This window comes from Bifidobacterium kimbladii (genome assembly GCF_032193675.1).
Lineage (GTDB): Bacteria > Actinomycetota > Actinomycetes > Actinomycetales > Bifidobacteriaceae > Bombiscardovia > Bombiscardovia kimbladii.
In genome coordinates this window covers 183568-202124 of record NZ_JASTZZ010000001.1, presented here as the reverse complement: position 1 = coordinate 202124, position 18557 = coordinate 183568, and the positions used below count along the sequence as shown (strand labels likewise).

Annotated in this window: 15 protein-coding genes; 7 read left to right on the top strand and 8 right to left on the bottom strand. The window is 61.2% G+C overall.

The annotated features are described in order from the left end of the window. Positions 1-13: 13 nt before the first annotated feature. From purF to purT, 4 genes are all read right to left on the bottom strand, one after another. On the bottom strand, positions 14-1519 hold the full coding sequence (gene purF / locus QRX41_RS00805) for an amidophosphoribosyltransferase (RefSeq protein ID WP_045924674.1): 1506 nt from the start codon (positions 1517-1519) through the stop codon (positions 14-16). 17 nt (positions 1520-1536) lie between these two features. Further along, complete coding sequence (locus QRX41_RS00800; protein WP_045924673.1) at positions 1537-5316, bottom strand: phosphoribosylformylglycinamidine synthase; 3780 nt, start codon at positions 5314-5316, stop codon at positions 1537-1539. A gap of 79 nt (positions 5317-5395) precedes the next feature. Beyond that, the gene (gene purC, locus QRX41_RS00795) at positions 5396-6148 is read right to left on the bottom strand and encodes a phosphoribosylaminoimidazolesuccinocarboxamide synthase (protein ID WP_045924672.1); all 753 of its coding nucleotides are present in this window, start codon (positions 6146-6148) and stop codon (positions 5396-5398) included. Between the two features lie 77 nt (positions 6149-6225). Next, positions 6226-7527 (bottom strand): formate-dependent phosphoribosylglycinamide formyltransferase, encoded by a 1302-nt coding sequence (gene purT, locus QRX41_RS00790; protein WP_045924671.1) that lies wholly within the window; start codon positions 7525-7527, stop codon positions 6226-6228. Between the two features lie 141 nt (positions 7528-7668). Here purT and QRX41_RS00785 point away from each other — a divergent pair, with 141 nt between their 5' ends. From QRX41_RS00785 to QRX41_RS00765, 5 genes are all read left to right on the top strand, one after another. Beyond that, complete coding sequence (locus tag QRX41_RS00785) at positions 7669-8721, top strand: methionine ABC transporter ATP-binding protein (protein ID WP_313838112.1); 1053 nt, start codon at positions 7669-7671, stop codon at positions 8719-8721. Continuing rightward, a complete protein-coding gene (locus QRX41_RS00780; protein WP_313838110.1) occupies positions 8718-9398 on the top strand; it encodes a methionine ABC transporter permease in 681 nt (226 codons plus the stop codon). The genes QRX41_RS00785 and QRX41_RS00780 overlap by 4 nt, the downstream gene beginning before the upstream one ends. Positions 9399-9423: 25 nt before the next feature. Continuing rightward, on the top strand, positions 9424-10305 hold the full coding sequence (locus tag QRX41_RS00775) for a MetQ/NlpA family ABC transporter substrate-binding protein (protein ID WP_313838108.1): 882 nt from the start codon (positions 9424-9426) through the stop codon (positions 10303-10305). Between the two features lie 33 nt (positions 10306-10338). Then, positions 10339-11202: a MetQ/NlpA family ABC transporter substrate-binding protein gene (locus QRX41_RS00770; protein WP_313838106.1), complete on the top strand. Its 864-nt coding sequence runs from the start codon at positions 10339-10341 to the stop codon at positions 11200-11202. Positions 11203-11292: 90 nt separating this feature from the next. Beyond that, complete coding sequence (locus QRX41_RS00765; protein WP_313838104.1) at positions 11293-12465, top strand: glycosyltransferase; 1173 nt, start codon at positions 11293-11295, stop codon at positions 12463-12465. On the opposite strand, the gene QRX41_RS00760 is transcribed toward QRX41_RS00765, so the two are convergent. Together QRX41_RS00760 and QRX41_RS00755 are read right to left on the bottom strand one after the other, a co-directional pair. Then, the gene (locus QRX41_RS00760; RefSeq protein WP_313838102.1) at positions 12462-13238 is read right to left on the bottom strand and encodes an ABC transporter permease; all 777 of its coding nucleotides are present in this window, start codon (positions 13236-13238) and stop codon (positions 12462-12464) included. The genes QRX41_RS00765 and QRX41_RS00760 overlap by 4 nt on opposite strands. Then, complete coding sequence (locus QRX41_RS00755) at positions 13235-14167, bottom strand: ABC transporter ATP-binding protein (protein WP_313838100.1); 933 nt, start codon at positions 14165-14167, stop codon at positions 13235-13237. Before QRX41_RS00755 ends, QRX41_RS00760 begins: the two co-directional genes overlap by 4 nt. Positions 14168-14325: 158 nt before the next feature. Here QRX41_RS00755 and QRX41_RS00750 point away from each other — a divergent pair, with 158 nt between their 5' ends. Continuing rightward, positions 14326-15018 (top strand): response regulator transcription factor, encoded by a 693-nt coding sequence (locus tag QRX41_RS00750; protein WP_198189268.1) that lies wholly within the window; start codon positions 14326-14328, stop codon positions 15016-15018. 49 nt (positions 15019-15067) lie between these two features. After that, positions 15068-15973: a sensor histidine kinase gene (locus tag QRX41_RS00745; protein WP_313838098.1), complete on the top strand. Its 906-nt coding sequence runs from the start codon at positions 15068-15070 to the stop codon at positions 15971-15973. Positions 15974-16162: 189 nt separating this feature from the next. Here QRX41_RS00745 and QRX41_RS00740 read toward each other — a convergent pair whose 3' ends face one another. Together QRX41_RS00740 and QRX41_RS00735 are read right to left on the bottom strand one after the other, a co-directional pair. Further along, positions 16163-17212: an NAD(P)-dependent alcohol dehydrogenase gene (locus QRX41_RS00740; RefSeq protein WP_313838097.1), complete on the bottom strand. Its 1050-nt coding sequence runs from the start codon at positions 17210-17212 to the stop codon at positions 16163-16165. A gap of 266 nt (positions 17213-17478) precedes the next feature. Next, positions 17479-18504, bottom strand: coding sequence for a threonine aldolase family protein (locus QRX41_RS00735; protein ID WP_313838096.1), 1026 nt, complete (start codon positions 18502-18504; stop codon positions 17479-17481). Between the last annotated feature and the right edge of the window lie 53 nt (positions 18505-18557).

Genomic DNA, 18557 nt, shown 5'->3' with positions numbered 1-18557 from the left:
TCTTCGCTAGTGCTCATTGGTCTGTCTTCTGCCCCGACCCCGCAGGCATGTCAAGCCCGTAGGATCCCTTGGAGGCTTCCAGCCGGGCCCGGTCCTCTGGGGTCAGCGAGGCCAGGAAGCCCTGCTCGTAGTCGTCAAGCCGCGTTGGGTAGTCTCCGTTGAAGTAGGCCACGCAGAGTCCCTGGTAGGGTGCATCACGACCCAGGCCGATGGAATCCACCAGACCGTCAAGACTCAGGTAGGCCAGGGAATCGGCCTCGATGGCTTCTCTGATCTGCTCCACGGACTTCTTGGCGGCAATCAGTTCGGAGGTCCGTTGGATGTCGATGCCGTAGTAGCAGGGGTAGCGCAGGGGAGGGGAGGCGATGCGCATGTGCACCTCGCTGGCCCCAGCCTCCCGGAGCAGGCGGACGATTCTGCGCGAGGTGGTGCCTCTGACGATGGAATCGTCGATGACCACCACTCGTTTGCCGGCTACAACGCCGCGCACAGCGGCCAGTTTCATTCTGACGCCCTGCTCGCGCATGGCCTGGCTGGGCTGGATGAAAGTGCGGGCCACATACTGGTTCTTGATCAGCCCCATCTCGTTGGGCAGCCCGGCCGCCTCGGCATAGCCTGAAGCGGCGGACAGGGAGGAGTTGGGCACCCCGATGACCATGTCGGCGTCCACCGGGGCCTCACGGGCCAGCCTCGCGCCCATTCTCTTGCGGGCCGAATGGACGTTGACCCCATAAATATTGGAGTCGGGCCTGGCGAAGTAGATGAACTCCATGGAGCAGATGGACAGGCAGGTCTGATCGGTATAGCTCTCGATGCTGTAGCCCGAGTCGTCCACCCGGACGATTTCGCCGGGACCGATGTCCCGCACCAGCCTGGCGCCGACCAGGTCCAATGCGCAGGTCTCCGAGGCCAGGACATAGGCCCCTCCTGGCAGCTGGCCCAGGGAAAGGGGACGGAAGCCGTTGGGGTCCATGGCTCCGATCATGGCATCTTCGGTCATGAGCAGGTAGGCGAAGCCGCCATGGACCTGGCGCAAGGCCTGTTTGAGCGCCGCCATGAAGTCCTTTTCAGGGCTGCGCCGAATCAGGTGCATGAGCACCTCGGTGTCGGAGTTGGAGTGGAAGATGGCCCCCTGATCCTCCAGCTGCGCCTTGAGGCTGTTGCAGTTGGTCAGGTTGCCGTTGTGAGCCAGGGCTATGTCCCCGTCATGGAAGCGGAAGACGAAGGGCTGGATGTTCTCGATGGACCCCGAGCCGGTTGTGGCGTAACGAACGTGGCCGATGGCCCGGTCACCGGTCAGCGGTGCCAGGCTGGACTCGTCCGGGAAGACCTGAGTCAGCAGGCCCAGGCCCCGCCGTCCTATCAGGTGCCCTTGGTCGTTGGAAACGATGCCGGCGCCCTCCTGGCCGCGGTGCTGCAGGGCATGCAGGCCGAAGTAGGTCAGCCGGGCAGCGTCGGGGTGCCCCCAGACGCCGAAGATCCCGCACTCCTCGTGGATGCCTTCAAGCTCCAACGACATGGTCTATGTCCTTTCCCCTAGGCGGCAAAGTAGTCCACTCCCGACTGGAAGAGCGGCTGCGTGCGGTTTCCGGGCACGTTGAGATACAGGTCGGGGCCGCTGCGCTCCGTGTGGCCCATCTTGCCCAGCACCCGGCCGTCCGGGCTGGTGATGGCCTCGACGGCCATGTCGGATCCATTGGGGTTGACCAGCGGATCCATGGAGGGACGGCCCTGCTCATCTACATACTGGGCTGCCACCTGTCCTCGGTCGATCAGGGTGCGCAGGAGGCCGGGCTCGGCCACGAACCGTCCTTCCCCGTGGCTGATGGGCATGGTGTGGATGTCGCCCACCCGGCAGGCGCTCAGCCAGGGGGAGCGTGTGGAGCTGATCCGGGTGTGGACCAGACGGCTCTGATGGCGACCGATGGTGTTGACGGCCAGGGTGGGATCCTCGGGCGAGCCGGTGACGATTTTGCCATAGGGAACCAGGCCCAGCTTGATCAGCGCCTGGAAGCCGTTGCAAACGCCCAGAACCAGCCCGTCCCGGTCCTGCAAAAGCTCCTGGAGGGCATCGGCTACCTGGTTGGAACGCAGGAAGGATGCCACCAGTTTGGCCGAACCGTCTGGCTCATCGCCGCCGGAGAAGCCTCCAGGCAGCATCAGTATCTGGCTGCTGCGGATGGCCCGGGCCAGGCGGCTGGAGCTTTCGGTCACGTCCTCGGCATTCAGGTTGCGGATGACCACGGTATCCACCTGGGCTCCAGCGTCCTGGAAGGCCCGTGCAGAGTCGAACTCGCAGTTGGTGCCGGGGAAGACGGGCATGACCACCCTGGGGCGTGCGGTCTTTGCAGTCCCCCTGGTTCTGCGCGCCGCTGGCCTGCCGGGCTCACGGTCGGTGCGGCCGATGGTCGGCACCTGGTCGCCTTGGCCCCGGTACGGGAAGATGCCTTCCAATCCCCTGGCACGGATTTCCTCAAGCTCAGCCAGGTCCAGATCCTCGCCGCCGCAGCGCAGACGATAATCCTCGCGAGTGTGTCCAAGGAGGCGCAAATGCAGGCCGGAATTCTGAATGAACAGGGGCTCCGGACCCGAGGTCTCCAGGATGAAGCTTCCATAGGCGGGGCGGAAGAGCGCAGATATAGCAGTGTCTGATGCCAGATCCAGCCCGATCCTGTTGCCTATGCACATTTCCATCAGGGACTGTGCCATGCATCCGTAGCCCGGAGTGGCTGCAGCATCCACCAGGCCCTGGCTGATCATCGATTCCACCTGGTCCATGACGGTCCGCAGGCTCTCCGGATCGGGCAGCAAACCGTCCTCTTGGTATTCGGGCGCCAAGAGATAGACCTGACGGTCAGCCTCCTTGAATTCGGGGGAGACTGCATCCTTGGCCTGCCCCAGGGCCACAGCAAAGCTGATCAGTGTGGGCGGCACATCCAGGTCCTCGAAGCTGCCGGACATGGAGTCCTTGCCGCCTATGGCCCCCACCGTCAGGTCCAGTTGGGCCTGGAGGGCGCCAAGGACGCCGGCCACTGGCAGGCCCCATCGCCGGGGGTCGCCGCCGGGCTTGGGGTAGTACTCCTGCAGGCTCAGGTGGGCATGGGAACGGCTGAAGCCAGAGGCCACCAGCTTGGCCAGGCTCTCGACCACGGCCAGGTAGGCGCCGGTGTACGGGTCCTGGCTGCTGATCCAGGGGTTGAATCCCCAGGCCATGGCCGAGGCGGTGGCAGTGTGCCCATCCACGGGCAGCTTGGCCACCATGGCTTGGGCCGGTGTCAGTTGTCGGGCTCCGCCGAAGGGCATGAGGACAGTGCCTGCGCCGATGGTAGAGTCGAACTGTTCGGCCAGACCCTGCTGGGAGCAGACGTTGATATCTGTAAGCAGGGCCTTCATGCGCGCGTCCAGGTTGCCTTGGACCTCGAAGGGGGCATGGTAGGGAGCAGGGACCGCCACCTGGGCGTCGGCCTTATGAGGGGCGCCGTTGGAAGCCAGGAAGGATCGGGGGATGTCCACGATGGTCTCTGATCGCCAGGTCATCCGCAGCCGGGGTTCTTCGGTGACCTCGGCGATGACGGTGGCCTCGAGGTCCTCCTGCTGGGCGTACTCGATGAAGGCGGGCGCGTCTTCGGCAGCCAGGGCCACGGCCATGCGCTCCTGGCTCTCGGAAATGGCGATTTCGGTACCGTCCAGCCCCTGGTACTTGAGCGGCACCCGGTCCAGGTCCACGTTCAGCCCGTCCGCCAGTTCGCCCACAGCCACGGCAACGCCGCCGGCTCCGAAGTCATTGCAGCGCTCAATCAGCCTGGCCGCCTCCTGACGGCGGAAGAGGCGCTGGAGCTTGCGCTCCTCAGGGGCATCGCCCTTCTGCACCTCGGCTCCGCAACGTTCCAGACTTTCTTCATTCTGGGACTTGGAAGCTCCGGTGGCGCCGCCGATTCCGTCGCGGCCGGTCCTGCCGCCCACCAGGATGATCAGATCGCCGGGTGCAGGCCGCCGGCGGATCACATGGTCGGCCGGTGTGGCAGCTACCACAGCGCCCACCTCCATCCGCTTGGCCGCATAGCCTGGGTGGTAGATTTCCCGAACCTGCCCGGTGGCCAGCCCGATTTGGTTGCCATAGGAGGAGTAGCCATCGGCTGCCTGACGGACGATCCGGCTCTGGGGCAGCTTGCCGGGCAGGGTCTGATCCAGCGGTTGACGGGGATCTGCTGCCCCGCTGACCCTCATGGCCTGGTAGACGTAGCCCCTTCCGGACAGGGGATCACGGATGGCTCCGCCGATGCAGGTGGCTGCACCACCGAAGGGCTCGATCTCGGTGGGATGGTTATGGGTCTCGTTTTTGAACAGGAAGAGCCAGTCTTGATCCTGGCCGTCCACGTCGACCTTGGTCCGGATAGTGCAGGCGTTGACCTCCTCGGACTGGTCCACGTCGTTCAGGATGCCGCGCTTCTGCAGGTACTTGGCTCCGATGGTGGCCATGTCCATCAGGCATTCAGGTCGGTCCTGACGGCCCAGCTCTCCTCGGATTGCCCGATACTGTTCCAGCGTGGTCCGTACTCGGGGGTTGTCCGCCTCGATCCGTTCCAGCCTGGTGTTGAAGGTGGTGTGCCGGCAGTGGTCCGACCAATAGGTGTCGATCACCTTGAGCTCGGTCAGGGTCGGGTCGCGCCTTTCCTGGCGGTAGTGATCCCGGCAGAAGCGGGCATCCGGCAGATCCATGGCCAGGTCCAGCTTGTCGATCAATGCTTCCAGTCCAGGATCATCCAGATCGCGGAACCCGTCCAATACGGGCACTGGATCCGGATCGTCGTCAGGCATGGCCAGGGTCTTGGGCTGCTCCAGCCCTACCACCCGTGAGTCGACCGGATTGACCAGGTAATTGCGGATGGCCTCTATTTGCTCGGCATCCAGGTCGCCCTGGAGCAGGTAGACGGTGGCTGTGGCCACCAAGGGGCGGGCGCCCTGGCCGATCAGCTGGACACACTGGGCTGCGGAGTCGGCTCGCTGATCGAACTGGCCGGGCAGGGGGGCCACGGCGAAGAGCATGGGGGAGTCCAGCGGCGGCAGGTCCTCGTCGCCCTTCATGCGCAGGGCCTGCTCCAATTGGGTGGCCACCAGGTCGGTCTGGGGCTGGGCGAAGACCGTGGGCAGGCAGCGTTTGAAGAGGTCTTCGTCGATGCCTTCCAGATCGTAGCGGTTGAACATGCGCAGGCCGGTCAGCCCTTGCACGCCCGGCAGGGTGCGCAGCTGTTCGGCAAGCCTGTCGGCGGCCTGGTCGAAGCCCCGCTTTTTCTCGGTATAGACACGGAAGAGCACAATGGATCCTTTCGCGATGGACTGGTTGGGGACCAATGAAAAACCCGGAGGCGATATGCTCGCTTCCGGGTCGACCGATTCAGCTGTTCGATTGGCTTTCGCGCTCCTCCAATTCGGTCAGCCCATCCAGAATGGTTTGATAAGCCGGAATGATGCTGCCCAGGTCCCTGCGGAAGATGTCCTTGTCCAAGTGGGTGACCTGGCCGTCATTATTGTTGCCGATCGCCCAGAGCCGGCAGGTGTCGGGGGTGATCTCGTCGCCGAGAAGGATGATGCCCGATCCGGTCTTGCCCATTTCGATCTTGAAGTCCACCAGCTCCACGTTGATGGCGCGGAAGATGCTGGTCAGGGCCCCGTTGATTTCCCGGGTCTTCGCGGCGATGATGTCCAGATCCTGCTCAGTGGCCAGTCCCAGGGCCAGAATGTCGTCCCGGTTGATAAATGGATCATCCAGGGGATCGGACTTATAGAAGAACTCCAGCACCGGCTGCTTCAAGGCGGTGCCTTCCTCAACCCCGTACCGCTGGGCGAAGGAGCCTGCAGCCCGGTTGCGCATGACGATCTCCAGCGGGAACATGTCCAGCCGGCGGTTGAGTTGTTCGGTATCCGAGATGCTGCGTACGAAGTGGCTGGGGATCCCCCGGCGGGCCAGCAGGGAGAATATCACCGTGGTGATCCTGTTGTTCAGTCTGGCCTTGCCTTCGATATTGGCCTTCTTGGCCCCGTTCCCCGCGGTGGCCTGGTCAGTGTACTCAACCCAGAGTATGTCCGGGTCATCCGTCTCGTACAGTTTCTTGGCCTTGCCTTGATAGCGCATTCCCAACTTTTCCACTGTTCGCCTTCCTCGAGTTTGTTGCGAATTGGAAACTTCTGCACTGCTTGGGACACGACCACCATAGCAAGCCGGGGTTACATCCCCGTGCCCACCCGGGGTTTCAGATCGTGGACCACGGCTTCGGCACGCTTGGTGGCAGTCTGCAGGTCAGGGCCCAGGGCCAGGGCCACGCCCATGCGGCGCAGGCCATGCACTTCCGGCTTGGAGAAGATGCGCAGATCGGTGCCTGGGTGGTCCAGGGCCTGCGGCAAGCCTTGGAAGCTGACCGGCCCCTGGCCCCTGACCAGGATGGGCCGGCTGACCGCGCATGCGCCTTCCGGCAGACTCAGGGCCAGATCCTCCTGGTGGACGGGAATGCCCAGGATGGCTCGGGCGTGAAGGTCGAACTCGCTCAGCCGTTGGGAGATCATGGTCACCATGCCGGTGTCATGGGGGCGCGGCGCCACCTCGTTGAAGAGCAGGGAGCCGTCGCGCAGGACGAAGATCTCCACACCGTAGATCCCCCAACCGGTCTCGCCGCTCTGGCGGGCCAGGGAGGTCATGGCCTCAATCAACCGGGTGGCCATGCTCCGGGCCTGCTGCAGGATGTCAGGATTCAGATCCGCCGGTTGCCAGGAGAGGCGGTAGTCCCCGTCCTCCTGACGCTGGCCGATGGGCGTGCAGGTGGCCACACCGGCGCAGGAGGCCACGGTCAGAACAGTCAGCTCATGGGCCAGGGGGGCCAGGGCTTCTACGATGACCTCGGCCTTGCCCTGGTGCCTGGTGGCTGCCCGGCCTTGGGTCAGTGCCGAATTCCAGGCTTGAGACAAACCCTCCCTGCTTCGCACCAGAGTCTGTCCGTGGCCGGAGGAGCTCATCAGGGGTTTGACCATGCAGGGGTAGCCCACCTGGTCCGCCGCGCTGGCCAGCTCTTCGTAGGAGTCGGCGAATCGGTAGGGGGTAGTGGGCAGGCCTACCTGTTCGTGGGCGAAGACGCGCAGGGCCCTGCGATCCATGCACATGGCCGCCAGGGGGGCGGCAGGCACTACCTGGATGCCCCGGGCCGCGGCACCGACCAGGCGGTCTGTGGCGATGGCCTCCACTTCAGGCACGATCAAATCGGGGTGGACCTTGTCGATCAGGTCCTCCAAAGCCTGGGGATCGCTCATTTTCACTTGGTAGCCCGCATGGGCCACCTGGGTGGCCGGTGCGCCAGGGTAGGAGTCCGCCGCGCCAACCCAGGCACCCAGCCGCATCAGGCTGATGGCTATCTCGCGGCCGAGTTCGCCGGCTCCTAGGAGAAGGACTCGTGTAGGTCTTGGCCCCAGAGGAGAGCCGAACGGCCGCTCCCCGGGATTGATGGTGTTGATAATCCGCTGCTGACCGGATGCGCTCATACCCGTATTCTGCCACCGACCCATCGACCAAGCAGGCGGTTTATCGATACATGCCCATAAGCGACATCTATAGAGGCCTTCTTGTCCACTGGCCGCCGGGACGATTACCATGTCAGGCAGTCGACCAGGGAAGGCGGGAACGTGAGCGAGCGGACACCGGCGGTGCGGATGGAGCACCTGACCAAGACCTATCACAGCGACGACGACGAAGACAAGACGGCACTGGCCGACATTGATCTGACCGTCGAGACCGGGGATATTTTTGGCATCATTGGTCTGAGCGGGGCGGGCAAGTCCACGCTGGTCCGCTGCATCAACGGGCTGGAGGATTACGACTCGGGCAGCGTCAAGGTCCGCGGCCGCGAGGTCAAGGATCTGGCTCCGGCCGAGCTGAGGGACCTGAGGCGTCGCACCGGCATGATCTTCCAGCATTTCAACCTGATGCCCTCCAGAACGGTGGCCGACAATGTGGGCCTGCCTCTGCGGGGGAGCGGCCGCGACCGTGGATCTCGACGGGCCCGGGTGTCCGAGCTTCTGGAACTGGTAGGGCTGACCGAGCTGGCCGACCACTATCCCGCCGAGCTCTCCGGCGGCCAGCAGCAGCGGGTGGCCATCGCCCGAGCCCTGGCCAACGAACCGGATATCCTGCTCAGCGACGAGGCCACCAGCGCACTGGATCCAACCACCACGCGCTCCATTCTTCAGCTGCTCCGCGACCTGCACGACCAGCTGGGCATCACCGTGGTCATGATCACCCATGAGATGTCGGTCATCCGGCAGATCTGCAACCGGGTGGCGGTCATCGACCAGGGCGTCATCGTGGAGCAGGGCAGGGTCTTCGATGTCTTTGCAGACCCCAAGGCCCAGCTGACCAAATCCTTCGTGGCCACCACCTCCAACCTGGACAAGGTCAAGGATCTGATGGCCGCCGATTCGCCCCTGGTGGCCCTGGAGCCCGGGCAGATCCTCATGCGCATGTCCTATGTCTCCAAGGAGGTCTCCGAGGCCCTGGTCTCCACCATCAGCCGTCGCTACAACCTGGACGTCAACATCATCTTCGGCGACATCGATGTGGTGGAGGGTGCGCCCCTGGGCGGTCTGGTGGTCAGAGTGGGCGGCGACGCTGAAAACATCCGCCAGTCCATGGAATACCTGCGCTCGCGCAACATCGGAATCGAGGTTCTCAAGTCATGACGTCCCTGCTTACCGCCTGGTTCCCCAACGTCATGAGCCGGCTGCCGGAGTTTTTCAGCAGCATGGTTCAGACCCTGGTCATGGTCGGCGTCTCCGGGGTGATCTCCTTCCTGCTGGCCCTGGTCATCGGGGTGGGGCTGATCATCAGCCGACGTGACGGCATCCGCCACAACGGCCTGGTCTTCACCGTCCTGGACAAGCTGATCGACCTTTTCCGCTCCATCCCCTTCATCATCCTGGCGGCGGCCCTGGTGCCGGTGACCAGGATGCTCATGGGCACGGCCATCGGGCCCAAGGGGGCGATCTTCCCCCTGGTCGTGGGCATCACGCCTTTCTTCTCCCGACAGATCGAGTCGGCCCTTGCAGGTCTGGATCCCGGGTATGTCGAGGCGGCGGAGTCCATGGGCATGACCACCTGGCAGATCATCTGGCATGTCTACCTGCGTGAGGGCATCCCCTCCATCATCCGGGTGACCACCATCACCATCGTCAGTCTGGTGGGTGAGACCGCCACCGTGGGCATCGTGGGCGGCGGAGGTCTGGGCGACTTCGCCATCCGTCTGGGCTACCAGCGGTCCATGAATGACGTGACCATCGCCACCATCATCGTGCTGGTCATCTTCATCGCCCTGATCGAACTGTTCGGCCGGCTTCTGGCCGAGGTCGTCGAACACTGAGCAACCCGGGAAAGGTCAGATTATCGTGGTCGGTCGTAGTCGCGTCGGCAAAAAGAACAAAGCCAAGATCCAGCTGGCGGCGCTCAGCCTGGTCATCGTCCTCCTGCTGGCGTTGGTGGTCGGTACCGATGTCCGTCTGAACCAGGTGGGTGCCGATGTCAAGGTCGTCAAGGTCGGCGTCATCGGCAGCTCGGACGATCAGATCTGGAAGGCCGTCCAGGCAGAGCTGGATCGGCGTGGCGAACGCATCAGGATCGAGCTCAAGCCCTTCCAGGATGCCATCTACGTCAACCAGGCCACGTCCAACCGCGAGGTGGACTTCAACGCAGCCCAGCACTATGCCTACCTGGAGGACGATGTCAAGACCAACCACTACCAGCTGGCCGTGCTTGGCAATACCTACATCTCGCCCATGAACCTCTACTCGCAGCGCTATGCCAAGCCATCGCAGTTCCAGGACGGCGACCGGGTGGCCATCCCCAACAACGCCACCAACATGGGCCGGGCCTTGAAGGTCCTGGCCGATGCCAAGCTGATCGGGCTGCGCGACCCCAAGGCCACCAACCCGCTGCCTGAGGATGTGGTGGACAATCCCAAGCATCTGAGTATCGAGCAGGTGGATCCGGCCGGCATCCTCAACTTGCTGCCCGACTATGCGGGCGGGGTCACCAATGCCAACTTCGTGGTCGATGCAGGGCGCAGCGTGCATGATGCCATCCACGAGGTTCCTTACGATCTGCAAAACCCGGCCAATAAGCCTTACATCAACATCATCGTCACCACCAAGGATCAGCGGGACAACCCCACCTACGCCGCAGTAGTGCGCGCCTATCATTCCAAGCCTGTGGCCGACACCATCGTCCGTGTCTACAAGGGCGCCTGCCTGCCGGCTTTCAAGGTTTCCTGATGCGATAGGTTCCATCGATGAAGGAGGACGGATATGAGCACCAGAAGAACCAGAGCCAAGCGAGAGCTGGCGGCGGTTTCGGTCGTCATCCTGGTGGTCGCCGTCCTGATGGGCGTGGCCTATGTCAAGATCAACCAGCCCGAGCGTGGCCAGCGGGAGGTCAGCATCGGTCTGGTGGGCGACGCCGATGAGGAGATCTGGAAGGCTGTGCAGCACGAACTGGACCAGCGCCGGGCCGGCATAACAATCAAGCTTCGGTCCTTCCAATATGGGCGTTACGCCAATCAGGCACTGTCCAACGGTGAGATCGACCTGAACGCCTTCCAGCATTATGCCTTTCTGGAGCAGGAGTCCAAGCAGCACGGATACCGGTTCGCCGCCATTGGTGACACCTACATTTCACCGCTCAACCTGTACTCCAAGAAGTACCGGAGCGTCGACCAGATAGGGCGAGGCGAGCGGCTGGCCATTCCCAGTGATCCCATTGACTTGGGCCGGTCCCTGAAGGTGCTTGCCAGTGCCGGGCTGATCGGTCTGCGAGACCCCAAGGCCACCACGCCGGTTCCTGAAGACATCGTCGACAACCCGCGCGGGCTGGTCCTGGACCAGGTCGATCCGCCGGGAATCGTCAAGGTCCTGCCCGACTATGCGGCCGGCATTACCAACACCAATTTCATCCTGGATGCCGGCATGAAGATCCAGGATGCCATTTACCAGGTGCCTGGCGATCTCAAATCGCCAGCCAATCACCCCTATGTCAACATCATCGTGGCCAGGCAGGCCGACAAGAACGACCCTGCCTACAAGGCTCTGGTCTCCGCCTACCACAGTCGGTATGTGGCTGACGCCATCAACCGCTACTACCGTGGGGCAGCCGTCCCGGCCTTCTCCTACTAATAGTGACTGCAATTAGTGGGTGCAATCGGGTCGTCGCCCTGTCTTGGTCCGGCCCAAGGCTGCTACTGATGAACAGCGAAGGGAAGGCTGATGAGGGATCATGATCGCCTGACGCTGGCCCTGGTCCTGGACTCCTTTGGCAACAGGGGCAACGGGACATCCAATTCCGCCATCCAATACGCCCAGGGCCTGGAGGCGCTGGGGCACCGGGTCCACCTGGTGGGGGTGGGCTCGACAGACTATCCGGCGCTGGTGCATCGAATTCCTCTGGTTTCCCGTATGGCGGCCAAGCAGCAGATGAGCTTCGCCCATGCCGATCCGGAACTCTTCCGAAGGGCCTTTGCCGGTGTGGATCTGGTCCATATCTACGAACCATTCGCCTTCGGCCGTGCCGCCCTGGCACAGGCCAGGTCTATGGGCATACCGGTGACTGCTGGGTTTCACATTCAGCCTGAGAACATCACCTATTCCGCAGGCCCATTGCGCTGGCTGCCCGGGGTGGACTCGGTCATCTACCGGCTCTTTCGGTTCTGGCTCTACGATTATGTCGTGCACATCCACGTTCCCACCCAGCTGACGGCCGACCTGCTGCGCTCGCATGGGTACAAGGCCCGCCTGCATGTCATATCCAACGGGTACCAGCCTAGGTTCAACCCTGGTGACCGATATGAGCGGCAGCGATCCGGTCGGTTGATCCAGGTCGTGGCCTCTGGCAGGCTGGCTCAGGAAAAGGATCATCTGACCCTGATCCGTGCCCTGGCCTTGTGCAGGAACAAATACAGGATCCGCTTGACCATAGCAGGTACAGGTCCCATGGAGCGGCGCCTGAGAACGGAAGCCGCCCGGCAGCTGGCCGGCATGCAGGTTTCGGTTGGATTCCATCAGAACTCGACCATGCCCGATCTGCTCAGGCGGGCCGATCTTCTTATCCACCCCTCAATCGCGGATCTGGAATCGGTCAGCGTCCTGGAGGGGATGGCCTGTGGCGCAGTCCCGATCATTGCACGATCCGACCTGAGCGCCGCAGGACACTTCGCCCTGACGCAGCATTCGCTCTTCCCGGTCGGCAAGGCCTGGGCGCTGGCTGAGCAAATCGACTGGTGGATAGACCATCCTGATGCCCTTGCAGTCTGGTCCGGACGCTACGCCGAACATGCCAAGGAACATTATTCCCTGGATGCCTCCGTCAAGGCCTTTGCCCATATGGCCGTGCAGGCCGTCAGCGATGAAGAGCCGGACCAGGTGCAGTTTAATCTGGCTTAGATTTCCTGCTTGGATATGATCAGAGCCGACCCGAAGATAGCCACCAGGACCACGCCCACAGATGCTCCGGCATAGATCCAGGCCTGATTGGCCTTCAGAGTGTTCAGAACGATCTGTTCACCGAACCCGACGAAGTCGAAGTATTTCAGCCACTGCCATTTTGCTGTCAACTCTACGAGGCCAATCAGCACGGGCCATATCACGATCGCCACCGCTGGGGCTACCAGGGATTTGGCAATGATCAAGAGGACAATGCCCAGACTGATGATGACGGAAATGCAGAAGCTCACCAGTAGGGTCATGACGGCCACATCCTTGCCCAAGACGCCCCAGTCGGCCCCCGGCTTCCTTCCTAGAGCCAGACCGGTGATCAGGATGGTGATGAAGTAGCACAGGGTCAGGAGGATGATGTCAATCAGGATGGTCACGTACTTGCCTAGGATGAACTGTATTCGTGAGATGCCTGATGTCAGCGTGTTCTTCAAAGTGTGCTGGCTGTATTCCGAACCAATGACGATAACGAAGACCGCGATGTAAAAGTAGACCAGGGACGAGGCGGAGGCGGCACCTGCTTGCAGGCCTGTTCTGACTGTCCAGCCCTGGCGTTCGATTGCCGACAGTTGATGAGCGTATTCTTCGCCCCCGGTGGTGATTCCTATGGTCGTCTTGCTCCATGTGGTCACTATGCCGAGGGCCACAGTGGCAATCAGCAGAATCAGCATGCCGATGGAGCGTAGCTGCCTATAAAAGTCCGCTCTGATCTGGTTGATCATTGTTGCCTCCTCGGCTCTTGAGGGTCCTTGTTGAGCAGATCCGCGAAATATTCCTCCAGCGATCCCTTCTGCTGGCTGATCTGATTGACCAGGATTCCTTCCTGAACCAGAAGTCTGTTGATGGGGCCTGGCTCCAGATTCCCCTGTCTGATCAGAATCTGATGGTCATCAAGGACTTGGAAGGGGCCGATTCCCTGGCGATCCAGGATCATGGCGGCCTTGGAGCTCTGGTCCACGTCGATCAACAGTCCGTTCTGATTGATCCGATCCAGTTCATCCTTGCCCACCTCCTTGATCAGGCGGCCGTGGCTGATGAACCCGAACCGGGAGGAGACCAGGTACAGTTCGCTCAGAATGTGGCTGGAGATGAGGATGGTCGTCTGGCGCTCCTGGTTGAGCGTGTCCAGAAGTGTTCTGAATTCCATGATTCCTGCCGGGTCCAGGCCGTTGATGGGCTCGTCCAGAATCAGGAAATCGGGTCGGGTGAGGATGGCCATGGCCAGCCCCAGGCGCTGACGCTGGCCCAGAGAGAGGTGACCGGCCCGAGTCTTGGCCTTCTCGCCCAGACCGACGAAGTCGATGGCCTGGACGATGGCCTTGTCGTCGGCCAGCCCGTGCTGGATGGCTGTCAGTTTCATGTTCTGGATGACGGTCAGCTTTTTAAAGGCGGCCGGAGACTCGATGATCGAGCCTATCCTGCTCAGGATGCGGCTATTCTTGCCAATTGTGTGCCCCATCAGCCTTATGCTCCCCCTCTGCATGGGGGACAGTCCGGTGATCAGACGCATCAGGGTGGTTTTGCCAGCGCCGTTCTCGCCGATCAGCCCGTAGATCTCGCCCTTGTTTATGGAAAGGCTGACATCGTCCAGTGCCTGGAAGCGGCCGAACCGTTTGCTGACATGGCTGATATCCAGAATGGTATCGTCCATGGGGTTCCTTCCTCTGTGTCGCTACCTTCAAAATCTAAAAGGCCTTTCTTAAGTGCTTGGCCAAGAAATCATTAAGAATTGCATAAATCCGATTGGGCAAGACCGGCCTCCTTGGGTGGCTTCAGTAACATGAGAGTGACCTGCGAAAGGAAGAAAGCATGCCGACGATTCTGGTTGTGGAGGATCAGGAGGACATCCAGTCCCTGCTCAAGGATGTGCTGGGAGGGACCTACCGGATCATCCAGGCGACGACGGGCGCCCAGGCCTTGTCCTGCTTCCAGCAGGAGGAACCCGACCTGATCCTTCTGGATCTGATGCTCCCTGTAGTTACCGGGGACAGCGTCCTCAAGGCCATTCGGCATATGTCGTCGGTGCCGGTCATCATCCTCACAGCCATTCAGGATAAGACCAGAACCGTCAGCCTCCTGGAGCAGGGCGCCAATGATTATGTGACCAAGCCTTTCGACATTGACGAGCTCCGCGCTCGTGTCCAGGTCCAGCTGCGCCAATCCGGGGCACTGAAAGCCGATGCGGATGCAGAAGGTGAATCCGACTCCAAGATGTGTTTCGAAGGTATCGAGCTGGACCGGATGGAGCACACGGTCAGCGTTGATGGGCACCGGGTCGATCTGGCCCGCAAGGAATTCGCCATCCTTGAGCTCCTGATGGACCATCCGCATCGGGTTTTCGAAAAAGAGGACCTCTATAGGCAGGTTTGGAACCAGCCCTACATCAATGCCGAGAATACTCTCAATGTGCACCTGAGCACCCTGCGGACCAGCCTGAACAGGTGCGCCGGCAGCCAGCGCTACATCGTGTCGGTCTGGGGCATCGGCGTTCGCCTGGTCTGAATCGGGATGGAGGGAAGAACGATGGATAAGGGTCGTCGGAGGTGAATCCGTGAAAGTGGCCGCACTTGTTCTGGGTCTTGTCGCTCTAGCCCTGGCGATTGGTCTGGTACTGTTGATCGTCGATCTCAAACGGATCAGCGACGATCTGGATTTCATCAACCATGCGGACACCAATGCCCTGGTAACCACTGGATCCAATATCGGGCTTATCCGCACCCTGGCGGCCCGGATCAACGCCGTTCTGAACAAGACCAGACGGCTGCAGATCACTCAGGCCGAGCAGAACAAACAGGTCCGGCAGATGCTGACCAATCTGACCCATGACATCAAGACCCCGCTGACCGTGGCCAGAGGATATGCCCAGCTGCTCAAGGAGGGATCGGCTGATCAGGAGCAATTGAGCAAGATTCTCAACAACCTGCAGTCGGTGGATCGCTATTTGCATTACCTGATGGATTTCAATCTGATACAGGAAAAGAGCGTGAATCTGGATCTGGGCAAGGTGAACCTATCGGCACTGGTTCAGCAGGAGCTCTTCAATGCCTTCGATTCCTTGACTGCACGGTCAGTCACGGTGGAGCCCAGGATCCAAGCTGGTGTGGAAATCACGACGGACCAGACCATGGTGAGTCGGGTAATCCAGAACCTGATCGGCAACTGGCTCAAGTATGCGCAGGATTCAGCCTGGGTTGACCTGCACCAGGATGAAGATGGGCGGATTCATCTTGACTTCGGCAACGAAACCAAGGGCGGAGCCGTCGATGTGGACAGGCTCATGGAACGGTTCCAGACCGATGACCAATCACGGACCAAGATCAGAAGCACAGGTCTGGGTCTGAGCATTGTCGACTCCCTGGTGGATTCGCTCGGCGGCTCCATGAGGCTAGAATCCACTAACGGTATTTTCCTCGTCCACTTGCTGCTAAGCGATGCCACGCAAACGAGCGAACTGTAAATAATGCGGGTCTGAGCTGCTTAGTGAGATGACAGTGGCCTGTCATGGCCTTATAGCAAGACCATGACAGGCCATCAGCGCATGTAGGCGGAGAATGGGGTCAGGACATGAATCTGACAGTACCTAAATCTGATCGTGCTTAAACCCGGCCGACAGATGAGTCGCTTCTCCGCCAACAATCAAGGAAAATCAGGCCTTGGTGTGGGGGACTACAACAGCCCTGGCCGAGAGCTTGTTGTCTACCAGCTTGTGATAGGCATCCAGGGCATTGTCCAGCGAGTAGGTTTCAATCTCGGTCTGGATCTGGCCGTGGCGATACATGTTGGCCACATCGTAGAGCTCAGGAATGGAGCCCCAATACACGCCCAGCAGCTCCTGCTCCCAGGGCTTGGAATACCAGTCGTATTCCGCCTTGCCGCCGGCGATGCCGACCACGGTCACCCGGGATCCCGGGCCGCCCGAGGCCTGTGCGGCAGCAATGGTCGGGGCCACACCCACGAAATCGAAGGCAGCATCCACGCCCTCGCCATGGGTGATCTTCCTGATGTTCTCCACCTGGTGCTCGTCGCTCATAACGGGGATGGCACCCTTGGCCTCAGCCTTGGCCAGAGCCTCTGGTTTGGTGTCGGTGGCGATCACGGTAGCGCCGGTCAGCGCGTGCAGAATCTGAATGGCGATCTGGCCCAGCCCGCCCAGGCCAATGACCAGAGCATACTTTCCACCACCGTTCAGGTGGGGCATGGCAGCCCGGATGGCATGGTAGGGAGTCAGAGCCGCATCAGCCAGGGGCGCTGCGCCGATTGGATCCGCATCGCCCAGGGGCACCAGGTTGCGGGCAGGGACAGTCATGTACTCAGCCATGCCGCCATCGCGTCCCAGTCCCAGGGCCAGTGACTTATTGGTCGCGGCGCTGGAGCAGTAGTTCTCCTGGCCGGCCACGCAGTGAGGGCAGTGGCCGCATCCGGTGGGCCCGTAGACGATGTAGGCATCGCCCTTCTTGAAGCCCGTGACATCGGGTCCTACCTCTTCCACCCAGCCGGTGGTCTCGTGCCCCAGAATGAATGGCGGCTTGGTGTGGCTCCCGGTTTCTGGTGTGTAGTCCTGGAAGACGGAGACGTCGGAATGGCAGCAACCTGCTCCGGCCACCTTGAGCAGAACTTCGCCGCTCCCAGGGGTCGGCTCCGGCACTTCTTTGAGGGTGGGGAAGGTATTGAATTGTTCGAAAACAACGGCTTTCATAAGCTTCCTTTCATCGTTGAAACATTTCGACCCCCTACGCTCAGGGCGGGGGTGTGTGCATCAGCATTGTTGCAATAAAAATCTTACTGAACGAGAGCTTTGCACTCACCCGAACGAGTGTGATATGTCCAACAATGTGGGATTGGTCGTGTTTGCAGGGCGGATGAAAAGTTCACGTACACATGCGAATACCCCTCCCTAAGGAAACCAGCAGGGGAGGGGTAGCAGGATGACCGTGGCTTGTCTTGGTTGAGCTCGGAGGGCCTTTACAGCAAATTGATCAGAGCTTGGGTGTCCTCAACAGTCGTCGCCCATGAGGTGGCCAGTCGGATCACGGTGTGGGTGGCATCGCTGCGTTCCCAGAAGTCGAAGGCGACCTGCTTGGATAGCTCTTCCATGCGCTCATTGTCCAAGCGGACGAAGGTCTGATTGGTGGGAGAGTCCATGACAATCTGATACCCCTTCTCATGCAGGGCCTTCTTGATCATCGCTGCTGTCTGGATGGCGTTGCGGCTGATTCGTGAATAGAGGTCATCGGTGAAAAGTGCGTCGAACTGCACACCCAAGAGTCTTCCCTTGGCCAGAAGGGCACCTCTTCTTTTGACCATGGTGCTGAAATGCTCGGGAGCGTTCCCCCTGGGGAAGACCACCGCTTCCCCACAGAGTGCTCCGACCTTGGTCCCGCCGATGTAGAAGACGTCGCAAAGACGGGCTATGTCCGTCAGGTCAACGTCGGTTCCGGGGGCCACCAGTCCGTACCCAAGCCTGGCCCCGTCCAGGTAGAGCGGAATCTTGTGTTCCCGACAGGTCTGCGAAAGGTCTTCCAGCTCCTCGCGGGTATAGAGGGTTCCATACTCAGTGGGATGGGAGATGTAGACCATGCCGGGGAAGACCATCTGCTCATGGTTTTCGTCGGCGTAGAAGCCTTCCAGGAAGGCCTTAAGGTCCTCGGCGCGAATCTTGCCCTGTTCGCCGGGAATGGTCAGAACCTTATGGCCTACGGCTTCGATGGCACCGGCCTCGTGGACGTTGACATGGCCCGTATCTGCAGCGACTACTCCCTGGTAGGATTCCAACAGACAGGAAGCGACGACCTGGTTGGTCTGGGTCCCTCCGGCCATGAAAAAGACCTGGGCCTGGGGGCAGTTACAGGCTTGGGCGATCTTCTGAACGGCGGAGAGGCAGTACCGATCCTTGCCATAGCCGGGAAGGTGCTCCATGTTGGTGTCGATCAGCCGCTGCAGGACTGCGGGGTGAGCGCCCTCGGAATAGTCGTTGACGAATGACAGCATGCGGGTCCTTCCGGTTCGACGATTATTGGCTCCGGACCAGCCAAGCCGATCCG